This window comes from Flagellimonas beolgyonensis, from assembly GCF_003992615.1.
GTDB lineage: Bacteria > Bacteroidota > Bacteroidia > Flavobacteriales > Flavobacteriaceae > Flagellimonas > Flagellimonas beolgyonensis.
In genome coordinates, this window is the sequence record NZ_RZMY01000018.1 from 509,995 (window position 1) to 532,516 (window position 22,522).

Annotated in this window: 15 protein-coding genes; 4 read left to right on the plus strand and 11 right to left on the minus strand. The window is 42.6% G+C overall.

Annotated elements, in window-relative coordinates; genetic code table 11:
• Positions 1-245 precede the first annotated feature (245 nt).
• From EO131_RS16845 to EO131_RS16860, 4 genes are read right to left on the minus strand one after another with little or no spacing between them, the layout of a single operon-like run.
• A complete protein-coding gene (locus tag EO131_RS16845) occupies positions 246-860 on the minus strand; it encodes a MarR family transcriptional regulator (RefSeq protein ID WP_127025037.1) in 615 nt (204 codons plus the stop codon).
• Positions 861-913: 53 nt separating this feature from the next.
• Positions 914-1,177 carry a DUF2024 family protein gene (locus EO131_RS16850; RefSeq protein ID WP_127025040.1) on the minus strand — a complete coding sequence of 88 codons (264 nt, stop codon included), beginning with the start codon at positions 1,175-1,177 and terminating at the stop codon, positions 914-916.
• A gap of 4 nt (positions 1,178-1,181) precedes the next feature.
• Positions 1,182-1,904, minus strand: a complete 723-nt coding sequence (locus tag EO131_RS16855) for a hypothetical protein (protein ID WP_127025043.1) — start codon at positions 1,902-1,904, stop codon at positions 1,182-1,184.
• A 50-nt stretch (positions 1,905-1,954) separates the two neighbouring features.
• On the minus strand, positions 1,955-2,188 hold the full coding sequence (locus EO131_RS16860; RefSeq protein ID WP_127025046.1) for a thioredoxin family protein: 234 nt from the start codon (positions 2,186-2,188) through the stop codon (positions 1,955-1,957).
• A 564-nt stretch (positions 2,189-2,752) separates the two neighbouring features.
• Between EO131_RS16860 and EO131_RS16865 the strand changes: the two genes are divergently transcribed.
• Entirely contained in the window at positions 2,753-7,558 is a 4,806-nt protein-coding gene (locus EO131_RS16865; RefSeq protein WP_127025049.1) for a RecQ family ATP-dependent DNA helicase, read from the plus strand.
• A 157-nt stretch (positions 7,559-7,715) separates the two neighbouring features.
• Here EO131_RS16865 and EO131_RS16870 read toward each other — a convergent pair whose 3' ends face one another.
• From EO131_RS16870 to EO131_RS16890, 5 genes are all read right to left on the minus strand, one after another.
• Entirely contained in the window at positions 7,716-8,522 is an 807-nt protein-coding gene (locus tag EO131_RS16870) for a hypothetical protein (RefSeq protein WP_164731721.1), read from the minus strand.
• Positions 8,443-8,961, minus strand: a complete 519-nt coding sequence (locus EO131_RS16875; RefSeq protein WP_127025054.1) for a hypothetical protein — start codon at positions 8,959-8,961, stop codon at positions 8,443-8,445. The genes EO131_RS16870 and EO131_RS16875 overlap by 80 nt, the downstream gene beginning before the upstream one ends.
• Before the next feature lie 166 nt (positions 8,962-9,127).
• Complete coding sequence (locus EO131_RS16880) at positions 9,128-11,110, minus strand: UvrD-helicase domain-containing protein (protein ID WP_127025057.1); 1,983 nt, start codon at positions 11,108-11,110, stop codon at positions 9,128-9,130.
• Positions 11,094-12,890, minus strand: a complete 1,797-nt coding sequence (locus EO131_RS16885) for an ATP-dependent nuclease (RefSeq protein ID WP_127025060.1) — start codon at positions 12,888-12,890, stop codon at positions 11,094-11,096. Before EO131_RS16885 ends, EO131_RS16880 begins: the two co-directional genes overlap by 17 nt.
• Positions 12,891-13,199: 309 nt before the next feature.
• Positions 13,200-13,571: a hypothetical protein gene (locus EO131_RS16890; protein WP_127025063.1), complete on the minus strand. Its 372-nt coding sequence runs from the start codon at positions 13,569-13,571 to the stop codon at positions 13,200-13,202.
• A 789-nt stretch (positions 13,572-14,360) separates the two neighbouring features.
• On the opposite strand from EO131_RS16890, the gene EO131_RS16895 reads away from it, so the two are divergent.
• Genes EO131_RS16895 through EO131_RS16905 form a run of 3 tightly spaced genes read left to right on the plus strand, consistent with a single transcriptional unit; the run spans position 14,361 to position 21,072 of the window.
• Positions 14,361-17,387, plus strand: coding sequence for a SusC/RagA family TonB-linked outer membrane protein (locus tag EO131_RS16895; protein WP_127025065.1), 3,027 nt, complete (start codon positions 14,361-14,363; stop codon positions 17,385-17,387).
• Positions 17,388-17,396: 9 nt separating this feature from the next.
• Positions 17,397-18,797 (plus strand): RagB/SusD family nutrient uptake outer membrane protein, encoded by a 1,401-nt coding sequence (locus EO131_RS16900; RefSeq protein WP_127025068.1) that lies wholly within the window; start codon positions 17,397-17,399, stop codon positions 18,795-18,797.
• Positions 18,784-21,072, plus strand: a complete 2,289-nt coding sequence (locus tag EO131_RS16905) for a zinc-dependent metalloprotease (RefSeq protein ID WP_127025071.1) — start codon at positions 18,784-18,786, stop codon at positions 21,070-21,072. The genes EO131_RS16900 and EO131_RS16905 overlap by 14 nt, the downstream gene beginning before the upstream one ends.
• 53 nt (positions 21,073-21,125) lie before the next feature.
• Here EO131_RS16905 and EO131_RS16910 read toward each other — a convergent pair whose 3' ends face one another.
• Entirely contained in the window at positions 21,126-21,389 is a 264-nt protein-coding gene (locus EO131_RS16910; RefSeq protein WP_127025074.1) for a DUF6520 family protein, read from the minus strand.
• Between the two features lie 58 nt (positions 21,390-21,447).
• Positions 21,448-22,515: a hypothetical protein gene (locus tag EO131_RS16915; protein WP_127025077.1), complete on the minus strand. Its 1,068-nt coding sequence runs from the start codon at positions 22,513-22,515 to the stop codon at positions 21,448-21,450.
• Between the last annotated feature and the right edge of the window lie 7 nt (positions 22,516-22,522).

The following is a 22,522-nucleotide window of genomic DNA, read 5'->3' on the forward strand; positions in this document are numbered from 1 at the left end:
GATTGGATAAGTGGACTTGGAATCGATGTGGGTGTTCTTGATTTATGATAAGATGAAGCCAACAAGTAACACGAACATGATTTGGATACTTCCAAAGGATACCGGGAAGTGTCCCTTTGAACCCCATCATTTTACCCTAGGTGGATAAGGGTTCATTCCAGCGTTGTTTTCCGTGGTTGTAGCTCCATTAATGTTCCTTTCTTGTCGAGCCTATAAAATTATCGGTACAGGGTGTCCCGTATTGGTCAGCTATGCGAAATCCTTTCTTCAAATTCGGGGCAGTCCAGACGAATATCCTCACCGACCAGGTCCTTTTCCAATAGGTTGCAGTAGTCGGTCCCGGCCCGTTTCGTATAAAATTTACAACCATAACAAGTCCTTTGGACACTTAAAATACCATGCCTGTTCAACTTGTAGATCAACTGGCCCAATACATCAAATAGTTGGATCAAATCCTTCGTGGAAAAATCATCCACCTGTTTTTTTAACGGTTCTGAAAAATCATAGGTCTGGGCAACGATTTCTGTCCCCTTTTCAGAAAGGGACAAGGAATAACTTCGGCTGTCCGAGGATGAAAAGGTTTTGGTAATCAGGCTTTTTTTGTCCAGCATCCGTACCGCATCGCTGATGGTTGGTTTGGTCACGTTGAATTCCTTGGCCAGATGGCTGACATTGCAAAGCTCCTGTTTGTGGAAAGCGATGAATATCAGGATTTGGATCTGGATCGGGCTCAGACCGACCAATTTCGCCTTTTCCCATAGCAAGACCTTGAATACTTCTGAAATACGTTCCAGACCTGCAACGATCTTACTTGAAATATCCTTCTGCTGTTGTTCTGGATTGAAGGTGCTTTCGTTCATAAAAAAACCTGCCGGAGAACATCCGACAGGCAAAGTTAGCAATCCTAATCAAATTAGGTGCAGTTTTCCATTTCTATGATGGCATAGCCCTTCCTTTCAATGGATAGGGCCATTTCTTCCGTGGCCGTTTCAATGTGACAGAAACGACAGTGCTGCGTGGCCAAATGATGTGTTGCAAAGGATTTGGTCCTTAGATAATCCCTTCCATAATCCAATACAATCGATTCATCCGTTACACCACTGGGCACTAGAATGTCAAAGTGCATGGTCTTTCCGTCCCCTCTTTCAATATAGGTATCCCAGACTTCCAGCTGCATCACCTTATTTTTTTACGGTGAAGGGAAGGGACAGGTTCCCACTTGCCACACCAAAGACCTCATAGACCCCCAACATGGGCAAATCCCCATTACTTGTGTTCACTTTTAAGAAGGCAGTGACCCCATCGTATTTGAAATCTGTTCTGTTGTTCATCCGATAGGCCGGTACCACTACCTTGATGGTCCTGTTTTTGGCGGTAACGGGATAGCCTGGGGAGTCCATGTACATGGGCATGCCCGGATTGGTGGGCGGCAGGACTACGGTTTCATCCGCTTTCTTGAATTGTTTGACCGATAGGCCACCACCCACGCGATCATCCTCGACAAGAATGACCCAATGGGGATGCCATACCACACCATCATTGTCATAGAGCCGATCGTTGTTCTCGTCCCATAAAGGGGTGTCATCAAAATCTGGATGGGATGTTAGTGCAAGGGTAACGATCCCATCAGTGGGGTTGAACCCTACGTCTGAGGAATGTAGTGTGGTGGGGAATACATACCCCAATACCGGTGCCCCGTCCAATTGACCTGCTTTTACCGGTGTTATTTTGCCTGCGGTACCCTTTACCGAGATTTCCCAGACGATGATGCCCAGGTCGGCCTTATGGGTTACATTGACCTTGTTGATGTGAAAATCATCGTTGTCATATCCACTTCCCTGGGCTATCGATATTGAGGTCGAGAGGCCTAGGAGAGTTGTCAAAAAGATACATAGTGGTTTCATAAGACATAATTGAATTAAAATTTAAAAGAAAGGAATCCTAACTATAAAGGTCACGACTTGACATCATCCATGGATGCCCCAAAATTGATATGTAGGACGTTGCCATTGGGAGTGACCAAGGCGGGAACTGATTTTACACCGGCGTTTTCCGCTTCCTGGATCCTATCCCTTTTTTCCCCGATATGCACTACTTCGATTTTGCCCTCCCCAATGAGTTCAATTAGGTCGTGTTCTGCGCTGACACAAACGGGACATCCTGCATGATAAAAAATAGACTTGTTCATTTTTTTAATATTAAAGTTTATGGCACTATTGCCGATCAAATATAGTAAGGAATCCTAACAAAATCAAATTTAATTTATTTTATAAGATTGATTCTCCACCCTACGTGGTTTAAAATAACGGATGTTAGGTAGGATTATCCAATTTGTCTTTCGTTCGATGGATAGTTTCTTTGGGCGTGCCTCAATGGGACCGGGGCTTTTCGTTGCAAGGCCACCCTATTTGGGTCAAGGACGAGCTTTCCAATGCAATCCCTCACGCGGCGAAGGAGGAAAAGCAACGGGATGGGACAGGGACTATAGCTCAGATTTTCCCTAAGAGGGAAATGAATTATGGTTTGTGTTTCCAGTATAGTTTGGGAATTATAAAAAGATTTTGGAAAACCGTAAATTGAAAAAGAAAAAATGATGCTCAAAAAAAAAGAAAATGCACCAAATTCAAAAGATGAAACCATGACTTAGCTTTGAACGGGGCCAGTTCATATCCGCTTGAAGGCGTACTGAAAAAATAATCATGTTTAATGGTTCAAGTACGATGGGGCGGACTAGGTGAAACCAAATTATAGTATGCAAAACATCCTGTTTTTAGACATTGAGATCAATCCTAAAACCGACACAATAAAAGATTATGGAGCTACTTTTAAGGGACAGGAATTGCATGAACGAAATAGCAATAGACTGGAGCAATGGATAAAGGAGGCCAAATACATTTGTGGTCATAACATTATCAAACATGATGTTCCAAAGCTAAAAAGTAAGCTAGGAGACGAGATTTTCTTAGGGAAGAAACTTATTGATACCTTATTATGGTCACCCATTTTATTTGTAAAGCGGCCAAACCATAAGCTTACCAAAGGGTACCATATTGTCAATGCATCGGAAGTCAACAACCCACTCTCGGATTGTAAATTGACGGAAGACTACTTGATCAAAGAGTTGAACAGGTTCAATGAATTAAATATAGAGGAGCGAAGTGTATACTATAGCTTGCTAAAGAACGATCCCAGCTTTAATGCTTTTTTTGATATGGCTGGTTTTGATGAATCCAAACTAGTTAAAACACACATTGGCCGGTTAATTGGAGAGGGGATATGCTATGGTGTTGATTTGGATTGTATTTCAAGGCAGTTTCCTGTTGGTCTAGCTTATGTGTTTACCTTACTAAAGTTAGGGGATAACGATGCGGTTTTGCCACCTTGGGTCAGGCATGAATATCCGGAAACAGAAAAAATATTGAATGACATCCGATTTAACTCTTGTGATGATCCCGGGTGCTCCTATTGTTCGAATAAGTTAAATCCCAAAAAGGCCCTCTTTGATTTCTTTAATTATAGGGATTTTAGAAAGTTTGAAGAACACAGAATAATTAGTTTACAGGAAGAGGCCGTAAAGGCAGGTTTGCAAAGAAAATCTTTTGTGGCCGTGTTTCCCACAGGCGGAGGAAAGTCACTGACCTTCCAATTGCCGGCATTGATGCGAGGTGCTTCCACAAGGCATTTGACCATTGTCATCTCACCTTTGATATCCCTTATGAAAGATCAGGTCGACAACTTACGAGACCGTTTTGGGATAACCAAGGCGGTTGCAATCAATGGTTTGTTGTCGCCACTTGAACGTCAGGAGGCATTTGAAATGGTATCTGATGGAAGAGCAGATTTACTGTATTTATCCCCAGAATCCTTAAGATCTCCATCAATTTTTAGGTTGATATTGACGCGGTCCATAGGCCGGATAGTCATTGATGAGGCCCATTGTTTTTCAAGTTGGGGGCAGGATTTTAGGGTCGATTATCTGTTCATAGCGGATTTTATAAAAAAAATAGAATCTGAAAAAAATGTATCGCAGATACCGGTGTCATGTTTCACGGCCACTGCAAAGCTTCAGGTAATCAAGGACATCAAATTTTATTTCCAAGACCGATTGGGCTTGGAGTTGGACGAGTTCATTACGAATAAAGGGAGGTCCAATCTGTCCTATGAAGTGATCAACGTGGAAGAACCCGAGCGCAAAATGGGTTATTTGCTACGGGTACTTGAAGATTGTGAAAAGCCGGCAATTGTCTATGCCTCCAGAACTAAACAGGTAGAAAGCGTTTGTGCTTTGCTAAATGAAGCTGGTTTTAGTTCCACTTTTTTCCATGGAAAACTGGACAAGGATACCAAAAAGACAAACATGGATGCCTTCATGGGGGAGGAGCATGAAATCATTGTGGCCACTTCAGCTTTTGGGATGGGAGTCGACAAGGATAATGTGAAGACTGTCATCCATTATAATATTTCAGACTCACTCGAAAATTATGTCCAAGAAGCGGGCAGGGCCGGAAGGGATGAAAAAATCAATGCCAAGTGCTACATATTGTACAGTGAGGAGGATTTGAACAAACATTTCAGTTTGTTACAGCAGACCAAATTAAACCATAAGGAGATAAAGGATATTTGGAGAGCGATCAAAGGCCAAGCGAAGTTCAGGGACAAAATCAGTCAGTCGGCTTTGGAGATTGCCAAGAAATCCGGTTGGGACGCAGAGATGTTGGACTTGGAAACGAAAGTAAAGACAGCTATTTCAGCTTTGGAAGACCAAGGGTTCTTGGTAAGGTCCTTAAATTCACCTCGGGTATTTGCCGATAGCTTACTGGTCAAAAGTTTTGACAGTGGGCAGGAGATCCTTAGAAACAGCAAAAAAATAACAGATCAAGACAAGAAAGACTGTGGCATCGTTTTAAAACGATTGATCACCGATGGCGAGACCAGGGTGGATTATCTTGCTGATACCACACAGTTGAGCGCGAAAAGGATACAGGATGTCATTCGAATGCTAAGGGACCACGCAATATTGGGTGATGCCAAGGATTTGACCGCTTTTTTGAGTTTGGTCCAATCCAAAAATGGTTCAAAAAGAATTTTGGAGGACCATTTAAAAGTAGAAAAGGGCATACTTGACATTATTAAGGCGAATAAACTGCAAATCCCGTTACGGGAATTGAACCAAAGGCTGTTGGATAGCGGGGTCGTTGGGTCAAATGTAGCGTTCATAAGAGCCTTGCTGACGTATTGGGACAAAAGGCGATTTGTCAAGAAGAGTAGGAAGGACAAAGAAAAGGACATTTATGAAATAGCGTTTATCAAACGGGAAGATCTCATTGAAGATATAAAATGGCGCCACGATCTATCGTTGTCGACATTCGGTTTTCTTGAAAACCTTGCCGTCAACAACAAAGAACATATAGGAGGCAAGGAAGAAGTGCCAGTCTCCTTCTCCTTACTGGAGTTAAAGGAATCCAACCACTTTATGGGGAACCTGATAGAGGAGAACACCAAAAAATACGAAACATGCCTGTTGTTCTTAAACGATATAAAAGCCATATCCTTGGAAGGAGGATTCATGGTTTTTTACAACAAACTGAACATATCGGACGTGGATACGGGCAAAAGAGTGTTTACTGCGGATAACTACAGCAAAATCAAAGAATTCTATCTACATCGAACGGAGCAGATTCATATTGTTGGGGAATATGCCAAGAAATGTGTCCAGAATTATGAATCGGCCTTGGCATATGTCAATGATTATTTCACATTGGACTACGAGGAGTTCTTGGCCCGATATTTTCCAAGAAAGAAAAAGGAAATACAGAGGGCAATAACGCCCAAACGCTTTATGGAGATCATCGAAGACCTGGACACCGACCAGACCAACGTCATCGAGGACAATAAATCGGACCATATATTGGTCTATGCCGGTCCGGGAAGTGGCAAGACCAAAGTCTTGGTCCATAAAATAGCCAGTTTGTTGCTGATCGAGGACATAAAGCCGGAACAATTCATGATGCTTACCTTTTCAAAGGCAGCTTCATTGGAATTTAAACAACGGGTCAGAAACCTAGTGCCCGAATATGCCGGGCTTATCAAGATCACCACCTTCCATGGCTTCTGTTTTCAATTGTTGGGCCAATTGGGCGACCTTGACAAGTCCCAAAATGTAATTCAGGATTGCATTAAAGCGATAAGAGACGGGGAAATTGATATTTCATCCCTGGAGAACAAGAGCATCTTAATGTTCGATGAGTTCCAAGATATCAATCAAGAAGAGTGGGAATTGATAGAATTGATCATCGAAAAGGCAGAAAGACCGCGAGTGATCGCCGTTGGGGACGACGACCAGAACATCTACAGTTTCAGGGGGTCTTCAAATGCATTCATGGGCAGGTTCAGAAATAAATACGCTGCGACTTTATATACACTTCCCAAAAACTACCGCAGTTGTCCCGAGATCGTGGAGTTCAACAATCAGGTGCTGACCCATCTTAGAAACAGGTTAAAAAGCCAACAGCTGATTGCCAGTCGAAGCAGGGGTGGAGGAAGTGTTGATATTGTTACATACAATGGTAAATATTTGGAGAAACCTTTCGTTGAATACATAGCTGGAAAGCAGTTGCCCGGAAGTAAGGCCGTTTTGACCAGAACAAATATTGAAGCATTGCAAGTGAGCTCTATGCTAAAGACACTAGGGTACAAGGTAAAGTTAATGGCAGGGTTTGATGGGTTTCGTGTTTCCGATTTGTTTGAGATCAGGTGCTTTGATCAAAAATTGAGTAGCGAGGTTGGGGAATCAGGAATAATATTCGAGACGTTATGGGACCTGGCATTGGATTGGTTTGGAAGTGGATTCAAGCAAAGTCCACACTATGAAACCTGTATGGCCTTGATCAAGAAATTTGATCATGCAAATCCTGACAAAAAGCTTTTAGTGGAATGGAGGGAATTCTGTAGGGAGGTCAATATGGAAGATGCCATTAATCCTGATTCAGAAAGTATTGTAGTATCAACCATGCACAAGGCCAAGGGTAAGGAATATGATCATGTAATGATGTTGGTGGTAGATTATGATTGTACCACTGATGAATCTAGAAGATTGTTATATGTGGCCAGTACAAGGGCCAAGAAGACCTTGCATATCCACACCAATATTGACTTCTATGACAAGATTGAATCAAAAAGCCTGAGCAGAACTAGGTTTACAGGGGAGTTAAGTGAACCATTGGGGTATGAGATGATTTTGGGGCACAAGGACGTAAGTTTAAATTCCTTTAAATATCAAGCACCCTTATCAATTTTAAGGACAATCAAAACAGGAGACACACTTAAAAAGGACATCAAGATCTTTGGAGAAAGCGAAGCCCCTGGACTGGCCAAGGAAAATCAAGGCAATCTATTGCTGTTCTCAAAGAAGTTTGTCACAGAACAATACAACCCAATGATCAAAAAGGGCTATGATATAACCAGTTCCAGTTCAGAATATATTGTTTATTGGTACAACAAGGACGATGAAAAGGAGTATAAGATAGTTCTGCCAAGGTTGAAATTTGAGAAAAGATAGTATCCCAAAGGCCATAATCGACAAGTAAAAATAACACTCTAGGGTAATCTAAAAAGACATTGTTCCCCGTTTACACCAATCAGCGAACCAATTCATCTCTAAAGTGAAATTGTAACGGCATGCACGGTTACACCATGTTCAACTGTCACCCTCCTTGTTAACTGCTTGGTTTTTTTCCTGTGTTTCGTATTTGATTAATGTTTCCTTTTGAGAATATGTAAGTAGCATTATAAAATAAATCAAAGAATATATTAATGCAGTACCTATCTTCAAGTGATTCCCTAATTCTTTTAGTTTGCTTATTAGGCTTTCCTGAAATCATTAAACTTGGGGCAATATGAACTGGTGATTCTTCTTTACCATCATCAGTCATATAATCTTTTTTCAGCTCATTTACTACTCCAATGAAATTGAACAATAACTCAGGATAGGGATTAAACTGCTTTACTTCACAGAATGAAATTAGGTACTTGTTCTCAACATAAGAAAATGTTGTTTTAGTATCATAATATTCTTTGGTGTATTTCACTTTCCCCTTCTTAATAATTGCTATATCCGGAGTAGTGAATATTTCGTCATCTTGAGAGCTTTGAATGGCAACGTTATGTTGTATTTCAAAACTTCTTCTTCTGTTATTCACTCTCTTACTTATTAAAAAGTGAGAAAAGTTCGACTGTATTCCTGAAGGAGAACATTTATACCTGTATTTACCTGATTGAAGATTTTCAATTGACACATCATATCCGTTGTTTTCGTAAAATCTTATGATATAGTTGTAGCAAGTCATTTCGAAATAGTCACTTGTCCTTTTGGCTTGATTAACAACAATAGCCTTATACTTGTTTGCAAAATCTCTAATCTCCTTTTCAAATTGTGCATGGCTTTTAAAAGGGGAGGTCGAAGTCATCTTCTTCGTTGTCTTTGCTTTCTTTTTTTCCTTTTGGTTTTTGCTTGTTGTTGACATTTTCAATTTCAGATTTATAAACAATCAATTTTTTCAAGAACTCTCGGGTTTCAAAATACTCCATAACCGTTGGAGGTATTGAAAACTTCTCAAGTAATTGATTATAGTTGATTACAACTGCAAGAATCTTATTCTTTTCATCCTCTGTCATTTTATATCCGCCAATCTGTATTGTATCAGTTTCTCCTTTTGAGGTTACGGTTCCATAAAACTTTACAGCTCCATCAAGGTTCATAATCACTCTTTTGTGGAAAATTGAAAGTGAAAGAAATAGCTCAACAGTATTGATATGCTGAATTAAAGATTTGTAAGTCTTGTAATTTTCGATTAAATAGCTTACTTCTTTTAGTCGACTTTGGTATTCATTATATATCTGGTTAGTCAACTTATAAGGAAGCTGATAAGTCAGAATGTTTATCATTGGAGTTTCATTACTCATTGTTTATCTATTCATCTTTTTATCTTACAGCTAACGATTTGGCTATGCACAGTGTCCCGAAGGGCATTGTGTGTAGATGTTGTTGTGTTTGCGTGTTTTATTATAATGTACTCTTTGCCAAGTTTGACTAGTGCTGTTGGTTTTGTGCTTCTTGTCAATGTGTATGTTAATTCTGTGTTTCAATTTCAATTATTTCCCAATCATCACCATTTATATCAGATAGAACAAAATCAAATCGATCCTTATGAATCGCAATAGATAATAAATGTGTTGGTCTAGAAAATCCAACATAGGCCATTCTTGCGGATTGCTTTACTCTTGTCCCAACAGTTGATGATATCTGATTTCCCATTAATTGTCCCGCCAATCTTTGGGATTCATAGGATTTGGCACTAGCTCCACTACCATCTTTTTGATAGTAAGTCTCAAGATATAAAGTCGCTGTGTGAGTTTGTCCTTTTGCAGAGTGTACCGTGCCAATTTCTATGTTTATTCCTTCAGAATCGAATGTGTTTAAATGTAACTCCTCTTCAATATAACCAGGGTTGATTTCAGAATCTCCATTTATAAAGTCTGTTGAAGCAGTTATTGTTCTTTGAAAAACATGCAGAAAGGATGGAATATAATCCCTAATTGAATTCAACGTTTCTTGATTTTTGCCTCTAACGATTTCAATAGACCATTTATAAAGGTTTAATTTTAAAATCTCATACTCATTGTTTTCAAGCGCTTTAAATAAATCCATTAATTTTCTTTTCGTATAAACTCTATCATTTACATCTGAAACATTTTCTAAGCGAAGAATCTTCAAAAGTGCATTTAGAATGTTCTTACGAACAGATTCCAAAGTTTTTTTCTTTTTATCAACGTACAGAACGTAATCTTCGAGGACTTTGAAATCTATTTGTTTACCAGAACTGGATTTTGCGAAATAACGCCAATAATCAGATAATGCTATTTTATCGTGATCATCATGTTCTTTTCTCCAAGCAACTGCCATGAACTTATGGGTTGGATTTATGGGGATTGAACCAGAGGCTTGTAATTCTTTTATTTTATCCGCAAATGCTGGAATAACCATTTCTATTGTGTGATCCTTGTACACAAAGATTGTTGGTTTAATGTCTATATCAGAACCATCTGGATTAATATTTCTTCCCTCTACAGGATTTGGGGTTAGAGCAAGGTTTTGGACCAAAGAAGCAATTCTGTTATTTAGCCTGTGGCTTCCATTGATGTACATCACATTATTTCGGATAGACCAGATATTTTCAAGATGTACAGATCCTCCATTGTAAATAGCTTGGTTTTTATCACCTAATCTTTGAATTACTGATTGCGTGGATTCGTCTGGATGAAAAACAGCTTCAATTAAATTATGTTGGTGAATATCCATGTCTTGCATTTCATCTACAAATACGTATAAAAATCTTTTTTGTAGAATGGATGGGTAATTACTTATTGACTTTAGTTGAAAATCAGCCAGAGAATATGCATCATCAAAATGCAAGTATCCTTTTTTTAAAAGGTTTAGTTTGAATTGAAGTAGAGATTTATATGTGGCTGTTTCTGGGTTTTTAAGTTTGAATGTTTCAGGAGTACCATTTAAGTATGAAATCAATTTACCCTCGGTTGTTATTCGAATGGACTTCAGAAATGCTAATCCATCGATTTGCCTATCAAGGTAATTCTTGAGGCCTTTATTTCTTGTGTTTAAATAGAACCGCTCAACTTGTTCGTCATAGATTTCATTATCGATGCGAAACGGTTTTTGTTTAAATTGATTTGTGTAGAATGGAATCGCTAGAAATGTGTCAACGAAACTCTGAATAGTCCCTACAAAATTTGGGTATGAGAAAAGTTTAGGGCAATGCTTACCAATTCGCTCATTAATCTCATCAACAGCTGCATTAGTATGAGAAATAACCAATACGCCACGACCATTTTTTAATGGCATATATCTTTCCAAAATTAGCAGCTTTGCCAGAAGAGCGGTTGTTTTACCACTGCCAGGTACAGCTTGTAAGTCAAGGATACTTAGGTTGCGAATAAACAACCTCCTTTCTTCGTCAAACGCTTTTCCTTCAGTTAAAAGGACTTTTTCTGCATATTCAATATCCGCATCTGTTATATTAATTTCCTGCGGCATATCTTATGGCTTGAATTAGATATTTGATGCTGTCATCATTATCGGAATCAATGATGATGGATCGCTCTTCTGGAGCCTTTTTTAAGTCTTCATCTATTGCAGTTGCTATTCTATAGGCAACTTCCGTTTTGCTTAATTTCCTGTTCTTATCAATCAATTTTATGGCAAGCATCTTTTCAAAATTGGTGTCCCAATCTGTTCCAGAATGAATTGACCTACACACGCTTTGTAAAGTGGATGTTAGGCTGGTAGATTTAAACAAAGAATACTCTAGAGTCCAGTTTTGTGCGGTATAATATTTTATCGATTGTTCAGATTTTGTATTGTTCGTATCAATAGCTCCTTGTGTTTCTATCTGGACTGTATTTTCATCTCTTTTTACAAAATCATCTCCATCTTTTTCATATTCTCTAATGTCCGAATCTGTGATTACCGCAACCGGAATTTTCATGTGAGGCTCTTCTTTCCTGAGATATATCTTGGAGTAATGGTCGAATCCTGTATTTCCAATATTTACTATTGAGATGCCCTTTTCAGTGAGATTTATCCCTATAGCCTTTGCTATGCTGGGAATTAATATTTCTTCGGCCCAACCTTCCACCAGAATAACTCCTTTAGCGAAAAACAGGTTCGCTTTCGTTGTATCAAGAAACTTTTCAAGAAACTTATAATTATCAGAATCTAATTTTGTGTATACTGCCCCCATTGGAAAAGCATTATTGTCATTACAGATAATTAAGTTTTCTAGCTTTAGTTTTGAAGCTAGATTAGGGCTATGAGTAGTTAAGATTAATTGAATATTTTCTTCGTTTTGTAGTGCTTCAATGATTTGCATTTGGGCTTGAGGGTGAAGATGCGCTTCGAGTTCTTCAATTAGTCCCAACCTTAAACCACTCCAATTTTTCTTTTGAAGATGAAGCAACTCGGAAGCCATAAACAATCTGTTTAGAGTTCCTAATCCTGGGTTTAGTTCGTCTTTAATAGATAACTCAAGCTTTTCTAAGATATTTTTGAGATTATTACCAAGGACGCCAAAACTGGATTCTTTATCCTTTGAATAAAAGGCTTGAATAAACTTATCTATTTCATCCTTCAGTTCTTTACCTTTAACGTTTTCGCCTGTAAGTGCTACGTCATCCTTGTCGGTACCCTCAAAGTATTTAGCAACATGATTATTGAAGTCTTGAAACAAACCTACCAATAAGTGGTCTTGGTCTTTTCCTTTGAATGCCTCATGCCCTTGAAGAATTTGAGATAACCTAGAGTTTTTGCGAGGAATTAATTCTGATTTAGCATCTCGTAAGGGTTTGAGATAAGTTGTTTTTAAATACTCCCTTGCCTCAGCTGTTAGCTGATATCCAGACTCATCAACTCCTGCTCTAATTTCCGTTGGATAGATATATTGGTCATCTATATTTCTTGTAGCATCATAAATCAACCTTAAAAATGGTTTTGCCTCATCTCCCTCGCCAATCCACCCCAGCCATTCTGTAAAATTTTTAGCTTCTTCATCTGAAAGACTATCAAACTTTAATTCAATTCGTAATCTATCTGAACCTTCATAAAAATCATCCCAATCTAACCTAAACCATTCGTAACTGTGAGTTTTCAAGGTAAGTTTTATTGAATCGATGATTGCGCTCTTTCCAGAGTCATTTTCTCCAATCAATACATTTATTCCTGTAGTGAAATTCAAATCTAAATCTGGCTTTTCTAAATCAATCATTGAAGTGCTTCCGAATTTTCTAAAATTCCATAGCCTAAGGTTTGATATATGCATATTTCAATTTCTTCATTTAAGCTAATTAAGAGCTTGATTTAAACAACCCTTTTGGCTTTTTGAGTATCAGCTTTCGTGATGGAATTAACCAAATGCTCTGTTTGTACGGTTGGTTTTTATAGTTCAAGTAAAACGTTATATGGAAAACTGTTTCGTATATTCTAATGCTTTGGATGACTGTGAGGAACATTTAACAATTCTAGTTTTGCATAGCAAACATGTGGTCCAATAAATCTTTGGGGGGAGTAGGGAATAAATGTAAGAATTCTCTAAAAAAGATTGAAAGAATTGTTTAAAGAAATAAGAGTTTTACCGTGATAAGGAATTTTGCACTGTATTTTCTCTTTCAGATGATTTTGCTTTTTTGAAATCTTCTATGTCACTCTTTTCTAGTGAATCATAAATCTTTGAAAAATCACTCCATTTAAATCCCATTGCTTCAATAATAAGGATCAAAGTTGTTGACTTCGGATTTGAATTGGCATTGAAAATTTTTGTAACAGTGGCCTTTCTGATATATGCATTTAAAGCAATTGTATTGTGGCTGTCACCTATAGAGTCATCTTTTCCCCTGATTTGAGTATTCCATTTGCTCTTTTTCAAAAGGATTCGCAGGCTAATTGCTATTTTGATTTTGATATTTTCTTCTTGGAGGCTTTTCACATCTGCAATTAACTTCAAGACAAATTATTAATCGGTACGCTTGACCGTACCGATTAATTGTATTATATTTGGGTCGATCTCTTAATAATTGGAGACCGTTTTTTACATTTGCGATTCTTCGTTTTAGAACATATTTGAAGCTTTCGCTTGGAGTCTCAATCTGAAAACTGGTAATTTTTGCAACGAGACAATAAGCAGATTGCTCACGACCCGGGCGTGGGCTTGCTTATCGTTGCACGGTATACCAGTACCTCAGATTGATAAGTTGAGTTCCACGCCTTTTTTTGGGTGATTAGATTTTTTTTCAACTTTCTTCTCAGCGTTTGATTTCTTTATTGTTTCGAGGTTTCGCCCAACCAAAGGGTTATGGGAAACATTTGGCAGTTTTTTTATGTGGGATTCATACCGTGTTGTTGTCCTGTTTTTGGGACGTCACATTCGGTGTTCGATATCCTTTTTAAGAAAAAGCCCAAGAATCCCATTTAATTACCTTTTGACTATAGCTATGGGATATACGCTGCATTTTTTCGGTTTGTTGTTTTCCTTTTGTTCCATAGCTGACACATACACTTTTTGGGCATCCGACCCTATAGCGAAATCATAGTCTTTCTCTTTTTGGGAATCCAATTTCCAAGGTATCAAAAACCTTGGACAGGATGGCCTTTGTCCGAACCTTGATGCCTTCCAGAAAGTTACGGCTTTGCGGTGACTTGTGGGCAGTGTGATCAAAAAACCTCCAGACTGGGTAGTTGGTGTCCGGAGGTGAGATTCAATTAACTAACTATTTAATCAAACTATCTCAAAATTATGAAGAAATTATCTTTTTACGTGCGCAGGATAGGTCTGTTCCTGCTATTTTATTTGTTGTTGTGTCCCTTTTTTCCCCCTGAGGTCAGGGCGGGAGGGTATTCCATCTTTCAGGAAGAAGTAACCGGAAAGGTGTTGGATGACAAGGGAGTGCCCTTGGCCGGGGTGAACATTGTGGTGGAGTCCAGTGGCCGGGGTACCATTTCAGACTTCGATGGCTCCTTTGCTATTGTTGCTTCCCCTGATGATGTATTGGTCTTTTCCATGGTGGGTTTTAGGTCGCTTTCCATGGGTGTCGATGGTAGGGATGTGGTCAATGTGGTGATGGAAGAGGATGTCACCGTATTGGGGGAAGTGGTCCTCAATGCAGGGTACTATACCGTTTCGGAAAAGGAGCGTACCGGTAGTATCGTCAAGGTAGGGGCCGTTGCTATTGAAAAGCAGCCGGTTTCCAACCCCTTGGCCGCCTTGCAGGGACGGGTGTCCGGTGCCGAGGTTGTTCAGACCTCGGGGCTGCCCGGGACAAATTTCAATATCCGGATAAGGGGCCGGAACAGTATAAGGGCCACGGGTAACGATCCGTTGTATGTGGTCGACGGGGTGCCGTATTCCTCCTCCAGTCTGGGAGAGCAACAGGCTTCCCTACCCATTCCCGGTCTTGGGGTGAGTCCCCTGAACGCTATCAATCCGAACGATATCGAAAGTATAGAAATCTTGAAGGATGCCGATGCGACCGCAATCTATGGCTCCCGGGGTGCCAATGGGGTGGTGCTGATCACCACCAAAAAAGGACGTGCAGGGGATACTCGGGCACGGTTCAATATCGTGACAGGCATGGGATCCGTGGCACGATACATGGACCTTTTGGGTACTTCAGATTTCGTGGCGATGCGCAGGGAGGCCTATGGCAATGACGGTATCGATCCCATTCCGGCCAATGCCTATGACATCAATGGAACCTGGGATGTGGAAAGGTATACGGACTGGCAAAAGACCTTGTTCGGTAGGACTTCCTACATGACCAATGTCCAAGGTTCCATATCCGGAGGGTCGGAACGCACCCAATTCTTGGTCAATGGAAGCTTCTTTGACCAAACAGCCGTTTTTCCCGGTGATTATGGGAATACCAAGGTGTCAGGGCTTGCCAATCTGAGCCATCGGTCATCGGATGGGCGGTTTTCAATGCAGCTGTCGACCAATTTTATATCGGAGCGCAATGACTTGCCCAATGGAAGTTCCTTGGTATTGGAGGCTTTGCTGTTGCCCCCGAATGCCCCCGACCTTTATGACGGGAACGGGGAATTGAACTGGGAGAATTCCACTTGGAACAACCCCCTTCGTAATTTGGAAAGTGACTACACCTCGGATGCCACCACCTTGATCGGCAATGCAGTGTTTTCCTATCGAATGACGGAAGGGCTGCGGTTCAAGGCCAATTTGGGCTATACGGAAAACCACCTGACCGAACTGCGTACGGTACCATCCACCATTTATAATCCTGCTTTTGGCGTAGGCAGTGAATATTCCTATGCCGTTCACAACACAGGGGGGAGGACCTCTTGGATCGTGGAACCCCAATTGCAATGGGAACATGCCTTTGGGGCGTTGAAGTTGGATGTGTTGGGCGGGATGTCCTTTCAGGAACAGTACAGTGACAGGGTCTCACAGCGGGCCACAGGTTTCAGTTCCAACAGTTTGTTGGAGAGTTTGTCCGCAGGCGCGGATGTTGCGATTTTGGCGGATGTCGATCAGCGGTACCGGTACCATGCAGTATTTGGTCGGTTGAACCTGAACCTAAAAGGACGGTACCTGTTGAACCTGACTGGCAGGCGCGATGGTTCCAGTAGGTTTGGTCCCGAGAAACGGTTTGCCAATTTTGGTGCCATCGGTGCGGCGTGGCTCTTTTCGGAGGAAAGACCTTTCAAAGGAAACCTTTCCTTTCTCAGTTATGGGAAGTTAAGAGGGAGCTATGGTACCTCGGGAAACGATCAGATCGGGGATTATCAATATTTGGATACCTATTCCTTTGGAGGTTCACAGTATCAAAACGCCCCAGTGCTCTTGCCGACCCGTTTGTTCAATCCTGATTTCGGATGGGAGAGCAACAAGAAACTGGAATTCGGTATGGAACTGGGTTTTTGGGAGGACCGTTTGTTGGTCAGTGGCAACTATTACCAAAACCGTTCCTCCAACCAATTGTTGGGCATCCCCTTGCCCGGCACCACCGGATTTTCCTCCATCAACGGTAACCTTGATGCCACGGTGGAGAACAAGGGTTGGGAACTGGAGCTGCAATCCACCAATATCAGGAAAGGGAGCTTTCGTTGGACCACCTCTTTTAACCTGACCCTGCCCAAGAACAGATTGGTGTCCTTTCCCGACCTGGTGGGATCCACCTATGCCAACCAATTGGTGGTGGGACAACCTCTGAACATCCTGAAACTCTATCATAGCCTTGGGGTAGATCCTGAAACAGGAATCCACCAATTCGAAGATTTCAACGGGGATGGGACCATTTCGTCCAATGATGACCGGCAGGTGATCAAGGACCTGAACCCGAAATACTATGGAGGACTTTCCAATACGATATCCCTGGGCAAGTTCCAGTTGGACGTGCTGTTTCAGTTTAGCAAACAACTGGGGTGGAACTATTGGAGGGATGCCAGTATACCCGGGAGCAGGAACAACCAGCCCATCGAGGTACTGGACAGGTGGCGGGAAGTCGGCGACATGGCCGGGGCACAACGGTTCTCCATTGGGCAGTCCATCGACCCCCTGATCGGACATTTCAATTACCAGCAGAGCGATGCAGCGGTTTCCGACGCCTCCTATATCCGTTTAAAGACCCTTTCCCTGTCCTATGAAGTTGCCGATAAGAAAAACAAAGGTTTTGGCTGTGAGGTGTTCCTAAGGGGGCAGAATCTATGGACATGGACCGATTATCTGGGGCTGGACCCTGAAACCAGAAGCAATCAGACCGTACCGCCCTTGCGTATGGTGAGTATCGGAACACAATTAACCTTTTAATCCCATACCATGAAGAATAAAAATATTTCAGTACTGATTAACATCCGATTGTTCATCGGGAGTATACTCATTTTGAATCTGGGCCTGTTTTCCTGTGAGGATTTTGTGGATGTGGACCTGCCCCAGGACCAGATTACGGGAGAGGTCGTTTTTAAGGACAATGCCACTGTCGAAGCGGCCCTTGGCCATATTTATGCCCAATTGCGGGAAACAGCATTTTCCAATGGACGAAGTTCCGGCGTGTCCTATCTGATGGGACACTATGCGGATGAACTGGACCTGAATGCCATAGACTTGCCCAACGTGCAGGTATATGCGGACAACAACGTCCTTCCTTCGGACAATACCGTCAAATCGTTTTGGGACACCGGATATGCCGTCATCTATGAAGCGAACAGGATCATCGAAGGGGTAGGGGCATCCTCGGAACTTTTGGAGGCGGACAGGGAACGGTTCATGGGCGAAGCGAAATTTATAAGGGGCTATGTCCATTTTTACCTGATGAACCTATTTGGCCCCGTTCCCTATATCACGGATACCGATTATCGCATAAATCGGGAGGTGGCAAGAATGAAGGTGGAAGAAGTGTACCAGTACCTTATCGCAGACCTTTTGGAAGCCAAGGGATCACTTCCCACTGGAATGGTCCATCCTTCAAAACTACGGGTCGATCATTGGACGGTCTCTGCCCTGCTGGCCAGGACATACCTGTACCATGGGGAATGGGACAGGGCACTGTCAGAAGCAAACTATGTCATTTCAGGGAGTGGAGCTTCCCTTGAGGCCGATTTGGACAAGGTGTTCCTGACGGAAAGCCCAGAGACGCTTTGGCAATTGGATGTGGCAATGAACGGGACCAATACCTATGAGGGCTTTACCTTCATAGTCAATGCGCCACCTCCCAATTCCAGCTTGTCCACAACATTGATCGCTGGTTTTGAAATCGGGGACCAAAGGTTGTCCTCCTGGGTAGGATCCGTATCCGATGGCAGTTCCACTTGGTATTTCCCCTACAAATACAAACAGGGAACGAATACCGAACAGACCTTGGAACGCTCCATAATGGTTCGATTGGGTGAGGTCTATTTGATCGCTGCCGAGGCAGCGGCACGGTCCGGAGCCCTTTCGGAGGCCCTGTCCCGCTTGAATGCCATTCGTTCACGGGCAGGACTTCCAGTGATCGCAAGTGTCGATCAAGGGGTGGTACTGGAAGCTATATGGGATGAACGGCAGGTGGAACTGTTCACCGAATTGGGACATCGTTTTTTTGACCTGAAAAGGACAGGAAGGGTTACTGAGGTGCTGGGTGCCTTGAAACCAGATTGGCAAAATACCGATAGGTTGTTGCCATTGCCCGAATCCGAATTATTGATCAATCCCAATTTAGAGCCGCAGAATGAAGGCTATTGATATTGTGGGGATGCGCGTAAGAGTAAAAGGAACATATGGCATGGGAATGCTCCCATTTTTGATTTCATTGTTTTTTGAATTAGCGGTCTGCCCGGTTTTCGGGCAGGCCAACAATGGAATCAGAGCCCAGGTCAGGGAGGATCGATTGTACTTGGAAGTGGGCCGGGAGATTCTAGGTCATCCCCTGCTTTTGGTGAGGCATGGCATGGGACAACAGCAAGTGGTCTGGCAAAGACAAGGTGATCATTTGATATTGAAGGTACCAAGGATAAACTCTTTGGCCGGTACCATCCTACCGGTCAATCAGGATTTCAAGATAGAGGCACTGGTTTTGGCACGGTTTCCAATTGTTTCGGAAACAGCGGATGATCTAGGAACCATCGTTGATGCCACCGAACTGTTCCTAAGTGCCCATATACCATGGTACAAGGATTTTGTGGAGGAGACCCCTGTACCGGGTGAAGGCTTTATTGAGAAAGTAGGCTATCTGGAAGGGGAAACGATCATACAGACCCGTCGGACCGTTTCCAGGAATGGGAACAGGAAGACCGTCTTGGTAGACTTCAGCTTTTTTCGGTTGCCCGATCCCATGCAGCCCCGATTGTTCGATAGGCGGATGGGCTATTTTGTGGAAGACATCAAACAGGGAACGGCACCATTGGGCAGCATTGCCCGTTGGCGCTTGGAGAAAAGGAATGTCCATAAAATTGTCAGCGATCCCGTCCGGCCCATTGTCTTTTATTTTGATACCATGGTTCCGGAGAAATGGAAACCCTATATCAAAGCGGGCATCCTGGAATGGTCACCCGCCTTTGAAGCGGCAGGGTTTTCCAATGCCATTCAGGTCAGGAACCTGCCCAAGGATACCTTAGACGTGTATCGGAACAGCATGAATTATTCCCTGATCCGGTGGGAAAACTATGCCGGTATCCGGGGGGCGGAGGTAAAAAGAGGCTCCACAGCGGACACTTATATCGATCATCGTACAGGGGAGATCCTTAAAGCGGATATCATATTGGCCACTTCCTATGAAAACCTGTCCGATGAGTATTTTGTGCGCTGTGCCCCTCTGGATAAACGGACTTGGCAATACCCGTTTCCAGATGGGCTGCTCGGGGAACTGATCCAATTTGTGACTGCCCATGAAACAGGGCATGCCCTTGGTCTCCGTGATGGTAACTATGGGGAGTTTGCCTATCCTTTTGAGCGTATGCGGGAAGCCGAATGGCTCCGTAGGATGGGACATACACCCAGTATCATGACTTATGCGCGTCATAATTATATCGCACAACCAGAAGATTCCATTCCACCGCACCTGTTGATCCAAAAAGTGGGCCCTATGGATCACCACCAGATTCGATGGGGGTATACCGTGCTGGGACCGGATGGGGAGCGTCCCAAATTGGAGCAATGGATAAAGGAGCAGGATACTGTACCCTGGTACAGGTATAACCCCGGCTATTATAAGACCATAGGACCGGGCACCGGAAATGAAGTGGTGGACAATGATGATCCCATCCAAAATGCGGTACTCGGTTTAAAGAACATGGAACGGGTGTTGGTCTTGTTGCCCAAGGTGAATGGCGACCAACGGGATGATCTTTTTCTGGAACGATTGTATGGGAAAACGGTGGAGCTCTGGTACCATGAAATGTCAAATGTCCTGTCTTTGGTGGGCGGTTATGGGGTGCAGCTCAAATCAGGTATTCAGCAAGGCGGTGTTTATGGGCCCATACCCAAGGAACGCCAAATGGAGGCCATACAGTTTCTAATGGCCAATGTGTTCAAAGTGCCGGATTGGTTGGCAACTCCCAAGTTCTTGGACCGACTTTCCTTTTCAACCAACGACGATGTGGTTTTGGAAAAACAACTGACACTATTATCGGATTTGGTGGAACCTTTTAGGATGAAGCGTTTGGAACGTATGGAACCCACGGTGGATGTAGGTTTGACCATGCAACTTATGGAAAAGTTTCAAAATGGCCTTTTTGGAGAACTGGAGGGAAAGGTGGTACATATTGGTCTAAGGCGTCAAAAACTGCAAAGGGCCTATGTGAAATTGTTGGTGCGAGCCCTAATGGAGGAGCGTAGATATGACCGGCCCAGTGCAAGGGAGAACACCTATTTGTACAGTGATGTTTCCAAGAGTGTTTTTCTTGATCGGTTGTTGGCGCTTCACAAGGAAATGGAAAAAGCTATGAAAAGAGCAGTGGATGGATCAACCAAAGGGCATCTGTTGTTGTGTCAGCAGGAAATGGGGCGGGTGATGCCATGAGTTATCGTGATATTGCAATAAAAAAGGAGCCGATAGGCTCCTTTTCTTTGGAATCAATCCCTTCTCAACTGGGTGATACAGGATGTCCCATCCATTTTGAAGACAGGCTGTCCCTCACTGTAGCAAAGGAATTCGGCTGTTTCATTACAATCCACCAACTTTTGGTCACAGGGGTTGGTAGGGGATTCATACACATACCCGATGATCAGGTTGTCCGTGGTATCTGCAGCCTTGTCATGAGTGGTAAAGGCACTGGCGGCCACGCCAAGTCCAATGGCCATGACCGGAATCAAAAATTTCAATTTACGTGATTTCATATGTCAACGATTTAAGATTAATGACCTACTCTATTGCGGGTTTTCGGTCTTAGCCCCGCTACTGGCCAGTAGTTTTTTCTTTTGGATTGTCGGTTGGGTTTATTGGTATGGAAAAGAATTTGGGGTCCAAGCGGTATACCGCGACCGTACTTCCCATTAGGGCTACCAACCAATGTTTGTACAGTCGAAATTCCTTGACCTTGCTCCCCTCATCGTAGAGATAAAAACTGAAGGCATACAAATCCTTTTGCCAGTTGTAGACATCGATGATCGAAGCTTCCATGAGCATATGGCTGGGTTCATTCCTTCCCAATCGAGGGGAGTTTATCAGAGCAAGGTTTTGAAAGAGGGTGGCCGTTTTGTTCACTGTCAAGGGAGGAGCCTTCATTTGTGAGGCTTGGGTACGGCTATCGGTGGCCAACTGTATTTGGGCGACAGTGACGGTATCAATGGATTTTAGGGTGTTGATACTATCCAGATTGGGACTGAGCACAAGAAATTCATTCCTGTAGAAATAAGAGTAGCCCAAGGTGTTGGACCCTGGGTCAAACATTATGGTACCATCCACATCAAATACGCCGTCTATCTGAGGGGTCAAAACATCAGGATACAGTTCAAGTGCTGTTTGATCGGTTTTTTTTAAGAGCCCCAGAGCCGTCATTTGATCCCGACTATCGATCGTACTTAAAAAAATCACATTGGAGTCTATCGGTATGCCTTTCATAAAATAGCCGGCATCCTCGATCCAGGGTTTTGCAACCCAGTCTTTGGTAGTTCCCTTTAGCACATAGGGTGCGGATCCGTCCATGACAAAAAAATAAGGAGGAAACAGTGCAATTTTTAGGGAACGATAGGGAAGGTTTTTGCCTTGGAAATCGATTTTGATATGTGCGGTGTCTTGGGAAGCTAGATCGATCTGGAGCAAGTGGCGTGGGGCCGTATGGTTTGCCAGAAACAAAGCGTCCGTTTCAAATCCCGCAATGTAGTAGGAATTGAAACCAAGATCTAGAGCGTAGACTTTTTGGATCGGATGGGGTGGGTATCTTCTGGTAAAGGCATTGTTGCGGTGGACCTGTTGCTCGGATGAAAGGAACAGGATGACCATTATGCCAATGCTTAGACCCATGGTTCCA